Genomic DNA, 16,041 nt, shown 5'->3' on the forward strand with positions numbered 1-16,041 from the left:
AGAGACTCCGATGAACATCTCCGTCCATGCCGAAGCCGACCTCAATGCGGTCACGCACAACGATCTCGCCAATGCCGTCCGCTTCCTCGCGGTCGACGCCATCGAGGCAGCGCAGTCAGGCCATCCCGGGCTGCCCATGGGCATGGCCGACGTCGCGACTGTGCTGTTCTCGCGCTTCCTGAAGTTCGACTCGGCGCATCCGAACTGGCCCGACCGCGACCGCTTCGTGCTGTCGGCAGGGCACGGCTCGATGCTGCTCTATGCGCTGCTGCATCTCACCGGCGGCGATATCAGCCTCGACGACATCAAGGCCTTTCGCCAGTGGGGCTCGAAGACGCCGGGCCACCCCGAATATGGCCACACGGCTGGTGTCGAGACCACGACGGGACCGCTGGGCCAGGGCATTGCGACCGCGGTCGGCATGGCGCTCGCCGAGCGGATGGCGAATGCGCGGCATGGCGATGGGCTCGTCGATCACTTCACCTATGTTATCGCGGGCGATGGCTGCCTGATGGAAGGCCTCAGCCATGAGGCGATCTCGCTGGCCGGTCATCTCGGGCTCGGCCGGCTGATCGTGCTGTTCGACGACAACGGCATCTCCATCGACGGTCCGACCTCGTTGGCGACATCGGACGACCAGCTCGCGCGCTTCGCTGCCTCCGGCTGGTCGGTGCGCCGCGTCGACGGACATGATCCCGAAGCGGTGGCGCAGGCGATAGCGGAGGAGCGGGAGACCGCGAAGCCGTCGCTGATCGCCTGTCGCACAATCATCGGCTATGGCGCGCCTGATAGACAGGGCACCGAGAAAGTGCATGGCGCGCCGCTCGGCACCGAGCAGACGGCAGCGGCGCGGCGGACGCTGGGTTGGGACTATCAGCCTTTCGTGGTGCCGATCCCGGTGCTCAAGGCTTGGCGGATGATCGGGCAGCGCGGGCAGGTCGACCGCCTCGCCTGGCTCGATCGTTACGAAGGTGCGACGCCGGAGCAGCGCGACCTGTTCGTCGAGGGCAAAGCCGCGGCTCTGCCCGCCGCCTATGCGCTGGCCGCGGCGAAATTGCGTGAGCACTTTGCATCCGAGCGGCCGAAGCTGGCGACGCGGCAGGCCTCGCAACAGGTGCTCGAGGGAATCGCAGGAACAATTCCCGGCCTGGTCGGCGGCTCCGCGGACCTCACCCATTCGAACCTGACGCATGCCAAGGCGCAGGCGCCGGTCAAGAGCGGTGCGTTCGCCGGCGACTACATCCACTATGGCATCCGCGAGCACGGCATGGCCGCAGCGATGAACGGCCTGGCGCTGCATGGCGGCTTCATCCCCTATGGCGGCACGTTCCTGGCGTTCTCCGACTACAGCCGGCCGGCGATCCGACTTGCAGCCTTGATGCGGCTGCGCGTCATCCACGTGATGACGCACGATTCCATCGGCCTTGGCGAGGATGGTCCGACGCACCAGCCGGTCGAGCATCTGGCCGCGCTCCGCGTCATTCCGAACCTGCTCGTGTTCCGCCCCGCCGATGCCGTGGAGACGCTGGAGGCCTGGGATTGCGCGCTTGCGGCGGAGCATCGCCCCTCAGTGCTATGCCTGTCGCGGCAGGCCTTGCCGACATTCCGCAGCGATGGGCGCGGCAGAAACCGCGTCGCGAACGGTGCCTATCTCGTCGTCTCGCCGGACGGCGGCCGTGACGTGACGCTCATCGCAACCGGCTCGGAAGTCTCGATCGCGCTGGAAGCGGCCCGCCTGCTCGCGACCGAGCACGTTCGCGCCGCCGTGGTCTCGGCGCCGTGTTTCGCACTGTTCGAGGAGCAGCCGGAGGATTACCGCGCCTCGGTGCTCGGCACCGCGCCGCGTGTCGGTGTCGAGGCCGCTGTCGCCGGCGACTGGCATCGCTGGATCGGCGCCGACGGTGAATTCGTCGGCATGCGCGGTTTCGGCGCCTCGGCGCCAGCGCCGGTGCTGTACCGTGAATTCGGCATCACACCGCAAAGCATTGCGGAAGCGGCTCGCCGGGCGATGGCCCGCAAGAGCCAATAAGGAGGACGAATCTTGGCCCGTATTACTCTCCGCCAATTGCTCGATCACGCTGCCAGCCACGGCTACGCCGTGCCGGCGTTCAACATCAACAACATGGAGCAGGGCATCGCGATCATGCAGGCGGCGGCCGCGGTCGATGCGCCGGTCATCATCCAGGCCTCGCGCGGCGCGCGCAGCTATGCCGGCGATCTCATGCTTTCGCACATGATCGACGCGCTGGAGCGGACCTATCCCGACATTCCGCTCTGCATGCACCAGGACCACGGCAATGACGAAGCGACCTGCGCCTCGGCCATCGCCCATGGCTTCACCTCCGTCATGATGGATGGCTCGCTCAAAGCCGACGCCAAGACGGCGGCCGACTATGACTATAACGTCGCGATCACGCGCCGCGTCGTCGATCTCGCTCATTGGGTCGGCGCGTCCGTCGAAGGCGAGCTCGGCGTGCTCGGTTCGCTCGAGCACGGCGGCGGCGAGCAGGAGGATGGTCACGGCGTCGAGGGCAAGGTCGGCCACGATCAGCTCTTGACCGATCCGGACCAGGCCGTCGACTTCGTCCGTGCAACCAAGGTCGATGCGCTCGCGATCGCGATGGGCACCTCGCACGGCGCCTACAAGTTCAGCCGCAAGCCCGACGGCGATATCCTGGCGATGCGGGTGGTCGAGGAGATCCACCGCCGGCTGCCGAACACGCATCTGGTCATGCACGGCTCGTCCTCGGTGCCGCAGCCGCTCCAGGACATGTTCAACCAGTTCGGCGGCGAGATGCCGCAGACCTGGGGCGTGCCGGTCGAGGAGATCGTTCGCGGCATCCGAAGCGGCGTGCGCAAGGTCAATATCGACACCGATTGCCGGCTGGCGATGACCGCGGTGTTCCGGAAGGTGGCGGCGGAAGCGCGCTCCGAATTCGATCCGCGCAAGTTCCTGAAGCCGGCGATGGACGCAATGCGCGAATTGTGCCGCGAGCGGTTCGAGCAGTTCGGTACCGCAGGCCACGCCAGCAAGATCAAGGTCATTCCAATGAGCGAGATGGCGCGGCGCTATCGCGCCGGCGAGCTCGATCCGCGCATCGACGCCCGCGAGCCGGTTGCCGCTTAGCCAATCAGAAAGAGCAGAGAAAAGAGCAGGAGAGAGACATGAACGCACATGCAGGCACGGTCCGCGGCAAAGAGCGCTATCGCTCCGGCGTGATGGAATACAAGCGCATGGGCTATTGGGAGCCCGATTACACGCCGAAGGACACCGACGTCATCGCGCTGTTCCGCGTGACGCCGCAGGAGGGCGTCGACCCGATCGAGGCCTCTGCTGCGGTTGCCGGCGAATCCTCGACCGCGACCTGGACGGTGGTGTGGACCGATCGCCTGACGGCGGCCGAGAAGTATCGCGCCAAGTGCTATCGCGTCGATCCCGTTCCGGGCTCACCCGGCTCGTATTTCGCCTACATCGCCTATGATCTCGACCTGTTCGAGCCGGGCTCGATCGCCAACCTCTCGGCCTCGATCATCGGCAACGTGTTCGGCTTCAAGCCGCTGAAGGCGCTGCGACTCGAGGACATGCGCTTTCCCGTCGCCTATGTGAAGACGTTCCAGGGACCGGCGACCGGCATCGTGGTGGAGCGCGAGCGGCTCGACAAGTTCGGCCGGCCGCTGCTCGGCGCGACGGTGAAGCCGAAGCTCGGTCTGTCCGGCCGCAATTACGGCCGTGTGGTCTATGAGGCGCTGAAGGGCGGGCTCGACTTCACCAAGGACGACGAGAACATCAACTCGCAGCCCTTCATGCATTGGCGCGATCGATTCCTCTATTGCATGGAGGCGGTGAACCGCGCGCAGGCCGCTTCCGGCGAGGTGAAGGGCACCTACCTGAACGTCACCGCGGCCACCATGGAGGACATGTACGAGCGCGCCGAGTTCGCAAAGGAGCTCGGCTCGGTGATCGTGATGATCGACCTCGTGATCGGTTACACTGCGATCCAGTCCATGGCCAAATGGGCGCGGCGCAACGACATGATCCTGCATCTGCATCGCGCCGGCCACTCCACCTATACGCGGCAGAAGAGCCATGGCGTGTCGTTCCGCGTCATCGCCAAATGGATGCGGCTCGCCGGCGTAGACCACATCCACGCCGGTACTGTGGTCGGCAAGCTCGAAGGCGATCCCAACACCACGCGCGGCTATTACGACGTCTGTCGCGAGGACTTCAATCCGACCAAGCTCGAGCATGGCCTGTTCTTCGACCAGTCCTGGGCGAGCCTCAACAAGATGATGCCGGTAGCCTCCGGCGGCATCCATGCCGGGCAGATGCACCAGCTGCTCGACCTGTTAGGCGAGGACGTCGTGCTGCAGTTCGGCGGCGGCACGATCGGTCATCCCATGGGCATTGCGGCCGGCGCGACCGCCAACCGCGTGGCGCTGGAAGCGATGATCCTCGCCCGCAACGAGGGCCGCGACTATGTCCACGAGGGCCCGGAGATTTTGGCCAAGGCGGCCCAGACCTGCACGCCGCTGAAGGCCGCGCTCGAGGTCTGGAAGGATGTCACTTTCAACTATCAATCCACCGACACGCCGGACTTCGTGCCGACCGCGCTGGAAACCGTCTGAGGAGATTTGAGATGAAGATCACCCAGGGCTGCTTCTCGTACCTGCCGGATCTGACCGACGAGCAGATCACCAGCCAGGTGCAGTATTGCCTCGCCAATGGCTGGGCGGTGAACATCGAGTTCACCGACGATCCGCATCCCCGAAACACCTATTGGGAGATGTGGGGCCTGCCGATGTTCGATCTCCAGGACGCTGCCGGCGTGATGATGGAGCTCGCCGAGTGCCGCAGGGTCTATGGTAACAGCTACATCCGCATCAGCGGCTTCGATGCCAGCCACGGCTGGGAATCGGTGCGGATCTCCTTCCTGGTCAACCGGCCGAAGCAAGAAACGGAGTTCGAGCTGGTGCGGCAGGAGGTCGGCGGCCGTGCGGTCCGCTACACCACGGTTCGAAAGCCGGCCGCGCACGCGCCAGCTTGAGTCATCCGCTTCCGCGCGGAGCTCTCCCTGCTCCGCATCCTGGCGGACCACTGCTTCGCCGCCTCGCTCGCGGCGAAGCTCTTTTCTTCGAGGGTAGCCATGCTCGATGTCCCCCACGCAACCACGACCGAACACAGCGAGACCCATTTCGATCTCCGCAAGGAGGCTGAAGCCGCCGGAATCACCGAGACGCTGCTACAGCTCGATCAGGAGCTGATCGGACTCAAGCCGGTCAAGAATCGCGTGCGCCAGATCGCCTCGCTGTTGCTGATCGAGCGCATCCGGCAGCGTGCCGGCCTCGCCTCCGCGCCGCCGACGCTGCACATGTCGTTCACCGGCAATCCTGGAACAGGCAAGACCACCGTGGCGCTGCGCATGGCCAGGATCCTGCACGGGCTCGGCTTCGTGCGGCGCGGGCAGGTGATCTCGGTGACGCGCGACGATCTCGTCGGCCAGTATATCGGCCACACCGCGCCGAAGACCAAGGAGATCCTGAAAAAGGCGATGGGCGGCGTGCTGTTCATCGACGAGGCCTATTATCTGCATCGTCCCGACAACGAGCGCGACTATGGTCAGGAATCGATCGAGATCCTGCTCCAGGTGATGGAGAACCAGCGCGAGGACCTCGTCGTGATCCTCGCCGGCTATGGCGAGCGGATGACGAAATTCTTCGCCTCCAATCCCGGCTTCCGGTCGCGGATCGCCCACCACATCGAATTCCCTGACTATGCAGAGGCCGAGCTGCTCGTTATCGCCGAGCTGATGCTGAAGGAGCGCGGCTACCGCTTCTCGGCTGCGGCGCGCGAGGCGTTCGAGAAATACATCGCGCTGCGCCGGATCCAGCCGTTCTTCTCCAATGCGCGCTCGATCCGCAACGCCGTCGACCGCATCCGCCTGCGGCAGGCCGATCGGCTGGTGTCCGATCTCGATCGCATGCTCGATGTCGCCGACCTCGAAACCATCGATGCCATGGACGTCTTGGCGAGCCGAGTCTTCAGCGGCGGTGCGGATGCGCGGAGTGCAGTGCCATGACGAAGGAGATCATGATCGCTCCATCGATCCTCGCCGCGGATTTCGCGCGTCTCGGCGAGGAGGTCGCCGCGATCGACGCCGCTGGGGCCGACTGGATCCATTGCGACGTCATGGACGGACACTTCGTGCCGAACATCAGTTTCGGTGCCGACGTCATCAAGGCGGTCCGTCCCTATTCGAAGAAGCCGTTCGACGTGCATTTGATGATCGCGCCGACAGATCCCTATCTCGAGGCGTTCGCAAAGGCCGGAGCGGACATCATCACGGTGCACGCCGAAGCGGGGGCGCATCTCGACCGCTCGCTCCAGGCGATCCGCTCGCTCGGCAGCAAGGCTGGCGTCAGCCTTTGTCCGTCGACCCCGGAAGCGGTGATCGAGTATGTGCTCGATCGTATCGATCTCGTGCTGGTGATGACGGTCAATCCGGGCTTTGGCGGCCAATCCTTCATCGCATCGCAGATCGACAAGATCAGGCGGATCAGGACCATGATCGGCGGGCGGCCGATCCGGCTCGAGGTCGACGGCGGTGTCACGTGCGACAATGCCGCGGCCGTGGCTGCAGCGGGTGCCGACACGCTGGTCGCGGGCTCCGCCGTGTTTCGCGGCAAGAGCGCTGGCGAATATGCCGCCAATATCGCGGCTATTCGCATCGCCGCGGAGACCGGCCGGGTTCCGAAGCTGCAAGATAGTTCCCCGCCCGCGAAGCGGGCCGAAGAAAGTGCGCTCATCCGGTAGATTACGGATCAGCCCGCCGCCGTGGCTCCGGTGTGTCAAGGCGCGCCACTTTCTCCGGATCTCTACGGAGCATGCCGTCCAAAATCGATCGGCTCATTCAGTCCGGGGTAACCAACGCACCGGAGAAGGACAATCTATTAACGACCGCGCAATGCCTAGCGTCTCAATCTGTGGTTTAGGGACGTTATGAGAGCGCGGATGCGTAACGACGGAAACTGCGGCATGAAGCCCGCACGCGGCGCAACGTGATGGCATGAGCATGCATCGCCTGTTCGCCGAGCAGCTCCGCTGCGCCACCGATGCCACCGGACAGGTCGATGTCGTCAAGCTGGGCAAGTTCGTCAGTGCGGCTTACGAGGCCGGTGATCGCGAGCGTCAGCGGATGATCGAAGTACGCGCGCAAACGCGCGACGAGGTCGAGCAGGATCTGCTGAGGACTCGCGAGTTCCTCGACACAATCATCGAAAACATTCCGATCGCCGTCTTCGCGAAATGTGCGGAGAGTTCGCGCTACATCCTGCTCAACCGCGCCGGAGAAGACTATTACGGCATGCCGCGCGAACAGATGCTGGGCCGAACGCCCGAGCAGATCTTCCCGGCTGACGTGGCCCGCGTGGTCAACGAGCAGGATAGACGCGTCGCGGCCAGCGGCATGCCGATGGTTCTGGAGGAGCATCTGCTCGAAGTCGGCGTCAAGGGCCGCGACCGGGTAGTCAATTCACGCAAGATGCTGATCACGGATGGCAACGGGGATCCGCAATATCTGGTCGGCGTAATCGAGGATGTCACGGAGCGTGTCACCACCCGGCAGCGGATCAGCCATCTTGCGCATCATGATGCGCTCACGGACCTGCCGAACCGCAACGCCTTCAACGCGGCGCTCGACGAACGGCTGGAGCGGGCGCAGGAGGCATCGACCAGTTTCGCTGTGCTGAGCCTCGATCTCGACCGCTTCAAGGAGGTCAACGACGTGTTCGGTCACCCCGTCGGCGACATGCTGATGCGGGCGGCCGCCGACCGGCTTGCCGCGGAAGCCGAAGGCGCCTTCGTCGCCCGCATCGGCGGCGACGAGTTCATGATCCTGATGCCCGACAACGCCAACCGTGAGGACGTTCTGGCGCTGGCCGAACGCCTGGTCGAGACGATCGGCAAGGAGCTCGAGGTCGACGACTATCTCTCCCACGTGGGCCTCAGCGTCGGCATCGCGTTCTATCCCGACGATGGCGTGAACGCGGCGACGCTGCTCGCCAACGCCGACTCGGCTCTCTACCGCGCCAAGCGCGAGGGCAGGAGCCGAGTCCGCTGCTTCGAATCCGAGATGGACCAGGAGCTGCGCGATCGCAGGCTGTTGCAGCACGACCTGCGGCAGGCGCTGGAGCAGAACCAGCTCCTCGTCTATTTCCAGCCGCAGGCGCGGGTGGATGGCGAGGTCATCGGCTTCGAGGCGCTGCTGCGATGGAATCACCCGACGCGGGGCTTCGTGCCGCCGGACCAGTTCATTCCGCTCGCCGAGGAGAACGGGCTGATCGTCGAGATCGGTGAATGGGTGCTGCGCGAGGCGTGCCGTGAGGCGGCATCCTGGCCGCGGCCGTTGCAGGTCGCGGTCAATCTGTCGCCGGTCCAGTTTCAGGCGGGCGATCTCGAGCGCTCGATCCATCAGATCCTGTTGGAGACGGGATTGACGCCGACGCGGCTCGAGGTCGAGATCACGGAGGGCGTGCTGATCGGCGATTTCACCCGCGCGCTCAACCTGCTGCGGCGGCTGAAGGCGCTCGGCATCCGCATCGCCATGGATGATTTCGGCACCGGCTATTCCTCGCTGTCGTATCTGCAGTCGTTCCCGTTCGACAAGATCAAGATCGACCGCAGTTTCATCTCCAACCTGGAGGCGACGCCGCAATCGGCCGAGATTGTCCGCGCCGTCCTGAGCCTGGCGCACGCGCTGAAGATCCCGGTCATTGCCGAGGGGGTGGAGACGGAAGCCCAACGTGCCTTCTTGGCCCGCGAGGCCTGCGAGGAGATGCAAGGCTATCTCGTCGGCCGTCCCGACTTGATCGAGCGCTATCTCGACCTGGTGGGCGTCGCCGTGGAGCGCCGCCTCTACGCCTAGCACTGGGCACAAAGTTCCGAGCGGACGTTTGGAACTAAAATCCTTACCGGCACTTCTCGAAAATTAACTTGGTTCAGGCGCGTTGAGCGCGCAGCAAATGTTTTGCATAAACGCCATCGGCCTGACGCAAATCAGGGCAATAAGCCGGTGAACGCGAGGGAGGGTCTCATGGAGAACGTACGTCGCTACCGGGCGCTGGCGTCCCTCTGCCGTCAGCAGGCGGCCTACCGGCCGCTCCAGAACTGGGAACTCCTCGGCCAGGCCGAACATTTCGAACATCTTGCCGAAATCGAGCTCAAGGCGCACTTCGACGCGTGCAATGTGCATCGCGACAAGGACGCCGCCGCGCCCACGACATGGGAAGCTCCCGTCGCGGCGTGACGGCGCCAAGCCGGCTCATCAATGCGACATCAGCGTCGGGACCGTCATGGCTTCCAGCATGGCGCGGGTGACGCCCCCGAGAAAGCGTTCCTGCAACCGCGAATGGCCGTAGCCGCCCATCACCAGGAGATCGAGACTCTCGTCGGCCGCCAGCGACAGGATCGTCGGCTGAATGTCGGCGCGCGTGGCGGTCAGGCTGACTGTGCGGGTCGATAATCCGCGCCGGCCCAGATGTCTGGCCAGACCGCTCGCTGAGGCTTCGCCGGAGACCGCCTCGGTCTCGTTCACCGTGATGATCACGATCTCGGCGGCGCGCGCCAGGAACGTCGTTGCGTCGCGCACGGCGCGGGCAGCGAGGCGGCTACCATCCCAGCAGATGCCGATCCGGTTCGCCTTGAAGGCTCCGCGGAAAGTGTAGGGCAGGAACAGCACCGGGCCGCCCGCGCGGAACAGGATCTCGCTCGGCATGTCGTCGAACGAGCCTTGCGCCGGATCGGGCTGGAGCACGACGCTGAGGTCGTGCAGCCGTGCCATCTCGCCGAGCGAGCCGGCGGCATCTGCCGGGATCGCGCCGAGTGCGTGGCAGGTATAGGCGATGCCGGCGTTCGCCGCCTCGCTCTTGAATACCGCGAGCGCCGCCTCGGCCCGCTCCACGGCGCGCTCGCGCTCCAGCTCGAACACGGCCGCCACCGCCGCGCCGCCTTCCATGACGTAAGCCGTACTGGTGGCGACATAGCCGACCGCGACCGCGTCGAGATGCGCGTTGAGCTTCGCCGCGAGCGAGACCGAGCCCTCGATCGCGGGACGCATGGGACGTTCGGTGGGAATGTGGACGAGAATGTCTTTGTACATGGCGCGCCTCCGCTGAGCATCATCCGATGGTCGCAGTTTTTCACTGCGCGAAGGCGGCGCGTTGAGCTGTATCAAACGTCCGGATTGCCTGCTGCGACCGCTCATCCATTCTTTGCCGAGATTTAATCGGACGGACGGGACGCCGTAAGGTGGCAGCGACCATGTTGCGGGCAAGGCGACACCTGCTCAACATGGACATTTCGACATGAACGATCGCGTCAATTCCGACATCACCACGTCTCGCAAGATCTTGCGGCCGCGGCGGCTCGCGCTGCTCGGCACCGTGGCCGCGCTGGGCGTGGCCGCCCTGGCAGTTGCGCCAGGCGCCTCGCCGTACGGCATCAACTCCTTGATTGCGCCGGCTCAGGCGGCCGAAGCCGCCGCGACGCCGCCCGGCTTCGGCGATCTCGTCAGCAGGGTCAAACCCGCTGTGATCTCGGTGCGGGTCAAAATCGATCAGGACAACGACAAGAGCGCGATGCTGCAGCAGAACCGGATGGATTCGGACGAGGACACGCCGTTCGACCAGTTCTCGCGACAGTTCGGTTTCCGCTTTCCGGGCGGCGCGAACGGCATGCCGCGCCAGCGCCACCAGATGATCACGGGCGAAGGCTCCGGCTTTTTCATCTCCGCCGACGGCTATGCCGTGACCAACAATCACGTCGTCGATCGCGCCGAGTCCGTGCAGGTGACGATGGACGACGGCACGACCTACACCGCGAAAGTGGTCGGCACCGATCCGAAGACAGATCTCGCGCTGATCAAGGTCGACGGCAAGAAGGACTTTCCGTTCGTCAAGTTCTCCGACCAGAAGCCGCGCATTGGCGACTGGGTGGTCGCGGTCGGCAATCCCTTCGGTCTTGGCGGCACCGTGACCGCCGGCATCGTCTCGGCCAGCGGCCGCGACATCGGCAACGGTCCCTATGACGACTTCATCCAGATCGACGCGCCGATCAACAAGGGTAATTCCGGCGGTCCGGCCTTCGACATGAACGGCAACGTGATCGGCGTGAACACTGCGATCTTCTCGCCCTCGGGCGGCTCGGTCGGCATCGGCTTCGATATCCCGGCTTCGACCGCCAAGCTCGTCGTCGCGCAATTGAAGGACAAGGGCGCGGTCACCCGGGGCTGGCTCGGCGTGCAGGTGCAGCCGGTGACGTCGGATATCGCCGACAGCCTCGGGCTCAAGGAGGCGCGCGGCGCGATCGTCGACAATCCGCAGGATGGCAGCCCGGCGGCGAAGGCCGGCATCCAGGCGGGCGATGTCATCACCGCCGTCAACGGCACCACGATCAAGGACTCCCGCGACCTCGCCCGCACCATCGCCGGCTTGACGCCGGGCACGTCCGTGAAGCTCGATGTCTTCCGCAAGGGCGACAGCAAGACGGTGACGCTGGCGCTCGGCGAGTTGCCGAACGAGCGGCAGGCCAAGGGCAATGGCAGTGGCAATGCCGACGAGGGCAGCGGACAGCCGGGTGCCGGCACGCCGCGCCTCGGCCTCAGCCTGGCGCCCGCCGGTGACGTCCAGGGCGCAGGCCAGAACGGCGTCGTCGTCACCGAGGTTGATCCGCAAGGCCCGGCCGCGCAACGCGGCATCCGGACCGGCGACGTCATCCTCAATGTCGGCGGCAAGGCTGTCAGCAATGTCGGCGAGGTGCGCTCCGAGCTGGCGCAGGCCAAATCGTCGGGCAAGCGCAGCGTGCTGCTTCAGGTCAGAAGCGCGGAGGCCACCCGCTTCGTTGCGGTGCCACTCGCATAACGTCAACTCGACCCTTACCAATCCAGGAAGGCGGCCTTCGGGCCGCCTTTTGCACACACGTCACGTCCGCACCAGGCCGGTCACATTCTCGTTAACGGCAGGGATGATGACCTGGTGCGTCCGAAAAAGCCGTGTTCGCTGATCACACTCGCAGGGCGCCTCGGTCCTCTGCGCCAACGTGGCCGCTGAGAGGGGTTGCAAGCGTGGAACTTCGAGCCTCCCGGCGCTTTGCGGAACTCGCCGGTGGTTCACAAGTGATCGGTGCCGACATGGATCGATTGAAGCTCTCGCTCAGGAGTGCGCTGCTCGTGGCGCCATTGGTGCTCTCGGGGGGAAACGCGCTCGGGCGCGACGACGGCCGCTACGCGAATTCTCCTCTGAAGCCATGGTTCGACAGTTTGCGCAGCCATCTCGGTCCGTGCTGCTCGGACGCGGACGGTTTCGCCCTTGCCGATCTCGACTGGGAGTCGCACAACGGGCGCTACCGTGTCCGCATCGACGGACAGTGGATCGATGTGCCGGATGAGGCCGTCATCACCGAGCCCAACCGGGCCGGCCGCACGATGGTGTGGCCGGTCAAGACTGCGTTCGGGATTTCGATCCGCTGCTTCATGCCGGGGAGCATGATCTGAGGCGGGTCAGCGCGACCGCTTGGATTTGCGCTTCGATGATTTCTTGTTCGACGATTTCTTGGACGACGTCCCGGACGTTTTCTTGGATGCTTTCTTGGACGTCTTCTTGGACGTCTTTTTGGCGCTCTTGCGCTTCGAAGCCTTCTTCGGGACCTTCTTGCCCTTCTTGCGTGCCTTCGACAGTCCGATCGCGATGGCCTGCTTGCGGTTCTTGACGCGGCCGCCGCGCCCGCCACGGCCGCTCTTCGCGGTGCCCTTCTTGTAACGCCGCATCTCGGTGGCGACATCGCTGCCCGAGCTGCGCGAGTAGCGGCGCTTTTTTGCCTTGCGTGCCATGCATATTCTCCCTCGGCGGGGAGAACCATTCTGCACAGCCATGGTTCCGGGAGCGTGGAACGGCGCAGGCCTAAAGCGCGATGCGATGCTCTAGAAGGAGTTTGCCAGCTCGATCTCCGCTTCCAGCACCTGGATGCGCCGGGCGGCCTCGGTGAAGGACAGATCCCGCGCATATTGGCCGGGCTGATAGGCCTCTTCGCTGAGCCGCTTCAGCTTGAGGCCCTGCGCCCGCGTCATCTGCTCGCCCAGGAAAAATCTGGCGTCGTATTTACCTTGAACCTGCATCTGGCGTCTCCGTCCTGAAATCGTGACTTGACTATATGTTCTTATTTTGTTCTAACAAGGCATGGACAACAGAATTAATGAAATTCGACGTAAAATCAGAGCCTTGAGGCTTGAGATGGCCGACGTCGAGGCGTCGGTGCGCGACCTCGTCGAGCGCGATCACGACTGCACGGAAAGAGCCCTGGCGCAGATGGACTTGCGCCGGAAGATCAATCTCTTGATCGCCGAATGGAAGGCTGCCGGCGGCAGCGACGTACTGCCGAACGTCCGCGACCGGGTGCGGCTTCGTGCCGTGAAGACAGGCGGCAACTCCGCGCGCGCAGCCGAGCGCCGCTGAGAAGGCCGAGTGCCGAACCAAAGATAGAAGACAAAGGGTTCCGCAATGCGGAGCCCTTCATGATTCCAGGGAGCGCCTATTTGGTGTCGGTCATGCCGCCCTTGTTGGTCATGGTGCCGCCCTGATCAGAGCCGGGACCGGCGCCGCCTTGGCCGGACGGATCAGCGCCCTTGGAGGACTTGGTGTTGGCGCCGGTGGTCTGTGCCGACGACATCGAGGATCCATGCTTAGTCTTGTGCGATTTGGCCTGGGCGGCAAACGGCGCGGCGGCAAGGCCGGTTGCCAATATTACGGCGAGAGCGAGCTTGGTCGTCTTCACGCGGGGAAACTCCCTGAGTTAAATTGACGCAGGCACAAACCGCGCGTCGCGGCAGGGAGTTCCCGGCGAAGTATCTTCCGTGCGTCACCCACGCTTCAAGTTTGCTTGTCCTCGGCCAGGATGAACACGGCGCCGGTGAGCGTCGCGCCGATCGCGAAGGTCGTCACCAAGGTGAGGGCGAAGACCATCGCGGCCTGGCTTCCGCCATTGTTCAGCAGGTTGGCGACGGCTGGATTGGACAGGACGAGCGTGAGGCTGAAAATGAGGCCGAGCGCTGCGCCCATCATTGCATGCGTCATCAGCTTGATAAGGCCGCTGGCAGAGATCAGCTCAGACGACTTCTTGGTGCGCATGGGACGGCATCCCGAACTGCCACGCCAACGCGCATGTGATCGCCGGGTTCCGTTCCGCTGAAGGAATTGTTACCGCCCGTTTCATCCGGCGTTCATGCCGGGCTTGCCAAGATGGGCGCCAGCAAAACGGGAACATTGACGGGAACATCGATATGGGTAAGGTCGTCTTTCTTTACCGCTCGCTGGCCTATCGCAACGCGGCCGCGGACATCCTGCGCAAGGCGCGCAAGCTTCCGCTTGGCGCGGAGCGAAGCGCGGCCCGCCGCTACGCGAGGGCGCTGCGCGATCTCGCCCGAACGGAAGCTTGGCTCGAAGGGCGCGTCGCGCGCGAACCACGCACGGCGCAGCGCATGAGCAGGGCAGCGTCAGGTTAACCGGATGCGCGTTGCAATTCGGCAGCGCCGGCGGTGTCGAACTTGCTTGGTGCAGCCGCCGCGGTCTTGCGTGTCAACGGCACCTCAAGACGGCACAGCAGGCCCTCGGCGCGCCAATCGAACTGCGCCTGTCCGCCAAGCTGGGACTCGATGCTCGCAAGCAGGCTTCGCGTGCCGAAGCCGCGCGATTTCGGGGTCTTGACCAGGGGACCGCCGGATTCCTCCCAGCTCAGCGTGAGCAGCTCCTCGTCGACCTGCCAATCGATCGCGAGCCGCCCCGCTCGCGTGGATAGCGCGCCGTACTTTGCCGAGTTGGTGAAGAGCTCGTGCAGTGCGAGCGCCAGCGTCTGGGCCGTCGCCGGCAGCAACTGAACTTCGGGCCCTGCCAATTTGATCTGGTCGCCCAGCGAGTAGGGCGCAAGCTCCTCGTCGATCAGCCTGGAGAGCTCGGCGCCTTGCCAGCTCGACAGCGACAGGATGGTGTGCACGCGCGCCAGCGCATTGATGCGCCCCTCGACGGCGTTGACATAGGCCTTGACCTCGTCGGCCCGGGTGAGGCGCACGATCGACTGCGCCAGCGCCAGCGCGTTCTTCGCGCGATGATCGACTTCCCGCGCCAGCAGGTTCTGCCGCTCCTCGGCGCGCTTGCGCTCGGTGATGTCGACGGTCACGCCGCTGACGCGCACCACGCGCCCGCTCTCGTCCGTGGTTGCGGCCGCCGTGCCGACGCACCAGCGCACCTCGCCGTCGGGCCGGATGATGCGGAACTCCGTCTCATAGGCGCGTGTGCCCTTGTTGAACTCGGCGATCGCCTTGCGCAACTGGTCGACGTCGTCGGGGTGCAGCAGGGCCTGAACGTTGGCCGGATTGATCTCGAAATTGTCGGGGCTGACGCCGAAGATATTGTATTGCCCCTCGTCCCACATCCAATCGCCGCTGATCCAGTCCCAGTCCCAGGACCCCATCTTGCCTGCCGCGATCGCCATGCTGCGCCGCTGCTCGCTCTCGCGCAGCTTCGCGGTGGAAGCCTCCAGTTCCGCGGTGCGGGCGCGGACGCGATCCTCGAGCTCGTGGTTCAGCCGTTCGAGCTCGCGCGTCTTGCGGTAGAGCTCGGCAAACACCTTGATCTTGGCGCGCAGTACCTCCGGCACGACCGGAACCGGCACGTAATCGACCGCGCCCATCTCGTAGCCGCGCAGCCGGTCGATGTCGCTGACCTGGATCGCCGAGATGAAGATCATGGCGGTCTTCTGGAAACGCGGATGCTCGCGGATCATCGCGGCGAGCTCGAAGCCGTCGAGCTCGGGCATGCAGACGTCGACCAGGATCACCGCGATCTCGGTCTTGAGCAGCACCTCCAACGCCTCGCGGCCCGAGGAGGCGATGACGAGGTTCTCGCCGAGATCCTTCAGGATCACCTCATAGGCGAGCAGCTTGGCCGGCTGGTCGTCGACGAGCAGGATGTTGACCTTTTCCTGGTCCATACGCATGT

The 16,041-nt window shown here is 64.8% G+C and carries 18 protein-coding genes; 12 read left to right on the top strand and 6 right to left on the bottom strand.

Annotation, left to right across the window (positions count from 1 at the left end):
- Positions 1–10 precede the first annotated feature (10 nt).
- The 8 genes from tkt (at position 11) to I6F12_RS02080 (ending at position 9,302) form a co-directional block, all read left to right on the top strand.
- Positions 11–2,029: a transketolase gene (gene tkt / locus I6F12_RS02045; protein ID WP_225127586.1), complete on the top strand. Its 2,019-nt coding sequence runs from the start codon at positions 11–13 to the stop codon at positions 2,027–2,029.
- Positions 2,030–2,041: 12 nt separating this feature from the next.
- Positions 2,042–3,127, top strand: coding sequence for a class II fructose-bisphosphate aldolase (fba, locus tag I6F12_RS02050; protein ID WP_036030012.1), 1,086 nt, complete (start codon positions 2,042–2,044; stop codon positions 3,125–3,127).
- A gap of 38 nt (positions 3,128–3,165) precedes the next feature.
- Positions 3,166–4,626 carry a form I ribulose bisphosphate carboxylase large subunit gene (locus I6F12_RS02055; RefSeq protein ID WP_036003865.1) on the top strand — a complete coding sequence of 487 codons (1,461 nt, stop codon included), beginning with the start codon at positions 3,166–3,168 and terminating at the stop codon, positions 4,624–4,626.
- Positions 4,627–4,637: 11 nt separating this feature from the next.
- Complete coding sequence (locus tag I6F12_RS02060; protein ID WP_036030009.1) at positions 4,638–5,045, top strand: ribulose bisphosphate carboxylase small subunit; 408 nt, start codon at positions 4,638–4,640, stop codon at positions 5,043–5,045.
- 99 nt (positions 5,046–5,144) lie between these two features.
- Positions 5,145–6,077 (top strand): CbbX protein, encoded by a 933-nt coding sequence (cbbX, locus tag I6F12_RS02065; protein ID WP_036038198.1) that lies wholly within the window; start codon positions 5,145–5,147, stop codon positions 6,075–6,077.
- Positions 6,074–6,811 (top strand): ribulose-phosphate 3-epimerase, encoded by a 738-nt coding sequence (rpe, locus tag I6F12_RS02070; protein ID WP_225155393.1) that lies wholly within the window; start codon positions 6,074–6,076, stop codon positions 6,809–6,811. Before cbbX ends, rpe begins: the two co-directional genes overlap by 4 nt.
- Before the next feature lie 253 nt (positions 6,812–7,064).
- Positions 7,065–8,921, top strand: coding sequence for an EAL domain-containing protein (locus I6F12_RS02075; RefSeq protein ID WP_225155394.1), 1,857 nt, complete (start codon positions 7,065–7,067; stop codon positions 8,919–8,921).
- Positions 8,922–9,089: 168 nt separating this feature from the next.
- On the top strand, positions 9,090–9,302 hold the full coding sequence (locus tag I6F12_RS02080; RefSeq protein WP_036003891.1) for a hypothetical protein: 213 nt from the start codon (positions 9,090–9,092) through the stop codon (positions 9,300–9,302).
- An 18-nt stretch (positions 9,303–9,320) separates the two neighbouring features.
- Here the strand turns inward: I6F12_RS02080 and I6F12_RS02085 are convergent, their stop codons facing one another.
- Positions 9,321–10,154, bottom strand: coding sequence for a universal stress protein (locus I6F12_RS02085; protein WP_225155395.1), 834 nt, complete (start codon positions 10,152–10,154; stop codon positions 9,321–9,323).
- A 205-nt stretch (positions 10,155–10,359) separates the two neighbouring features.
- Between I6F12_RS02085 and I6F12_RS02090 the strand changes: the two genes are divergently transcribed.
- The gene (locus tag I6F12_RS02090) at positions 10,360–11,913 is read left to right on the top strand and encodes a Do family serine endopeptidase (protein WP_225112616.1); all 1,554 of its coding nucleotides are present in this window, start codon (positions 10,360–10,362) and stop codon (positions 11,911–11,913) included.
- Positions 11,914–12,182: 269 nt separating this feature from the next.
- Positions 12,183–12,545, top strand: coding sequence for a hypothetical protein (locus I6F12_RS02095; protein WP_036003965.1), 363 nt, complete (start codon positions 12,183–12,185; stop codon positions 12,543–12,545).
- A gap of 6 nt (positions 12,546–12,551) precedes the next feature.
- On the opposite strand, the gene I6F12_RS02100 is transcribed toward I6F12_RS02095, so the two are convergent.
- Both I6F12_RS02100 and I6F12_RS02105 read right to left on the bottom strand, forming a co-directional pair.
- On the bottom strand, positions 12,552–12,881 hold the full coding sequence (locus tag I6F12_RS02100; protein ID WP_225155396.1) for a DUF6496 domain-containing protein: 330 nt from the start codon (positions 12,879–12,881) through the stop codon (positions 12,552–12,554).
- A gap of 90 nt (positions 12,882–12,971) precedes the next feature.
- Positions 12,972–13,166, bottom strand: coding sequence for a DUF3072 domain-containing protein (locus I6F12_RS02105; protein ID WP_036003909.1), 195 nt, complete (start codon positions 13,164–13,166; stop codon positions 12,972–12,974).
- A 115-nt stretch (positions 13,167–13,281) separates the two neighbouring features.
- Here I6F12_RS02105 and I6F12_RS02110 point away from each other — a divergent pair, with 115 nt between their 5' ends.
- Entirely contained in the window at positions 13,282–13,503 is a 222-nt protein-coding gene (locus I6F12_RS02110) for a hypothetical protein (RefSeq protein WP_036003912.1), read from the top strand.
- A 76-nt stretch (positions 13,504–13,579) separates the two neighbouring features.
- On the opposite strand, the gene I6F12_RS02115 is transcribed toward I6F12_RS02110, so the two are convergent.
- Positions 13,580–13,822 (bottom strand): hypothetical protein, encoded by a 243-nt coding sequence (locus tag I6F12_RS02115; RefSeq protein ID WP_036003915.1) that lies wholly within the window; start codon positions 13,820–13,822, stop codon positions 13,580–13,582.
- 95 nt (positions 13,823–13,917) lie between these two features.
- The gene (locus I6F12_RS02120) at positions 13,918–14,175 is read right to left on the bottom strand and encodes a hypothetical protein (RefSeq protein WP_036029986.1); all 258 of its coding nucleotides are present in this window, start codon (positions 14,173–14,175) and stop codon (positions 13,918–13,920) included.
- A 152-nt stretch (positions 14,176–14,327) separates the two neighbouring features.
- Here I6F12_RS02120 and I6F12_RS02125 point away from each other — a divergent pair, with 152 nt between their 5' ends.
- Positions 14,328–14,549, top strand: a complete 222-nt coding sequence (locus I6F12_RS02125) for a hypothetical protein (protein ID WP_225155397.1) — start codon at positions 14,328–14,330, stop codon at positions 14,547–14,549.
- On the opposite strand, the gene I6F12_RS02130 is transcribed toward I6F12_RS02125, so the two are convergent.
- Positions 14,546–16,033 (bottom strand): HWE histidine kinase domain-containing protein, encoded by a 1,488-nt coding sequence (locus tag I6F12_RS02130; RefSeq protein WP_036003924.1) that lies wholly within the window; start codon positions 16,031–16,033, stop codon positions 14,546–14,548. The genes I6F12_RS02125 and I6F12_RS02130 overlap by 4 nt on opposite strands.
- Positions 16,034–16,041: the final 8 nt, after the last annotated feature.

Origin of the sequence: Bradyrhizobium sp. IC4059, assembly GCF_020193615.1 — a bacterium.
Classification (GTDB): Bacteria; Pseudomonadota; Alphaproteobacteria; order Rhizobiales; family Xanthobacteraceae; genus Bradyrhizobium; species Bradyrhizobium yuanmingense.

Excerpts from the sequence above, each read along its gene's own strand:
- tkt (WP_225127586.1), top strand. The coding sequence starts at position 11 with ATGAACATCTCCGTCCATGCCGAAGCCGACCTCAATGCGGTCACGCAC.
- I6F12_RS02055 (WP_036003865.1), top strand. The coding sequence starts at position 3,166 with ATGAACGCACATGCAGGCACGGTCCGCGGCAAAGAGCGCTATCGCTCC.
- I6F12_RS02060 (WP_036030009.1), top strand. The coding sequence starts at position 4,638 with ATGAAGATCACCCAGGGCTGCTTCTCGTACCTGCCGGATCTGACCGAC.
- cbbX (WP_036038198.1), top strand. The coding sequence starts at position 5,145 with ATGCTCGATGTCCCCCACGCAACCACGACCGAACACAGCGAGACCCAT.
- rpe (WP_225155393.1), top strand. The coding sequence starts at position 6,074 with ATGACGAAGGAGATCATGATCGCTCCATCGATCCTCGCCGCGGATTTC.
- I6F12_RS02075 (WP_225155394.1), top strand. The coding sequence starts at position 7,065 with ATGAGCATGCATCGCCTGTTCGCCGAGCAGCTCCGCTGCGCCACCGAT.
- I6F12_RS02080 (WP_036003891.1), top strand. The coding sequence starts at position 9,090 with ATGGAGAACGTACGTCGCTACCGGGCGCTGGCGTCCCTCTGCCGTCAG.
- I6F12_RS02085 (WP_225155395.1), bottom strand. The coding sequence starts at position 10,154 with ATGTACAAAGACATTCTCGTCCACATTCCCACCGAACGTCCCATGCGT.
- I6F12_RS02090 (WP_225112616.1), top strand. The coding sequence starts at position 10,360 with ATGAACGATCGCGTCAATTCCGACATCACCACGTCTCGCAAGATCTTG.
- I6F12_RS02095 (WP_036003965.1), top strand. The coding sequence starts at position 12,183 with ATGGATCGATTGAAGCTCTCGCTCAGGAGTGCGCTGCTCGTGGCGCCA.
- I6F12_RS02100 (WP_225155396.1), bottom strand. The coding sequence starts at position 12,881 with ATGGCACGCAAGGCAAAAAAGCGCCGCTACTCGCGCAGCTCGGGCAGC.
- I6F12_RS02105 (WP_036003909.1), bottom strand. The coding sequence starts at position 13,166 with ATGCAGGTTCAAGGTAAATACGACGCCAGATTTTTCCTGGGCGAGCAG.
- I6F12_RS02110 (WP_036003912.1), top strand. The coding sequence starts at position 13,282 with ATGGCCGACGTCGAGGCGTCGGTGCGCGACCTCGTCGAGCGCGATCAC.
- I6F12_RS02120 (WP_036029986.1), bottom strand. The coding sequence starts at position 14,175 with ATGCGCACCAAGAAGTCGTCTGAGCTGATCTCTGCCAGCGGCCTTATC.
- I6F12_RS02125 (WP_225155397.1), top strand. The coding sequence starts at position 14,328 with ATGGGTAAGGTCGTCTTTCTTTACCGCTCGCTGGCCTATCGCAACGCG.
- I6F12_RS02130 (WP_036003924.1), bottom strand. The coding sequence starts at position 16,033 with ATGGACCAGGAAAAGGTCAACATCCTGCTCGTCGACGACCAGCCGGCC.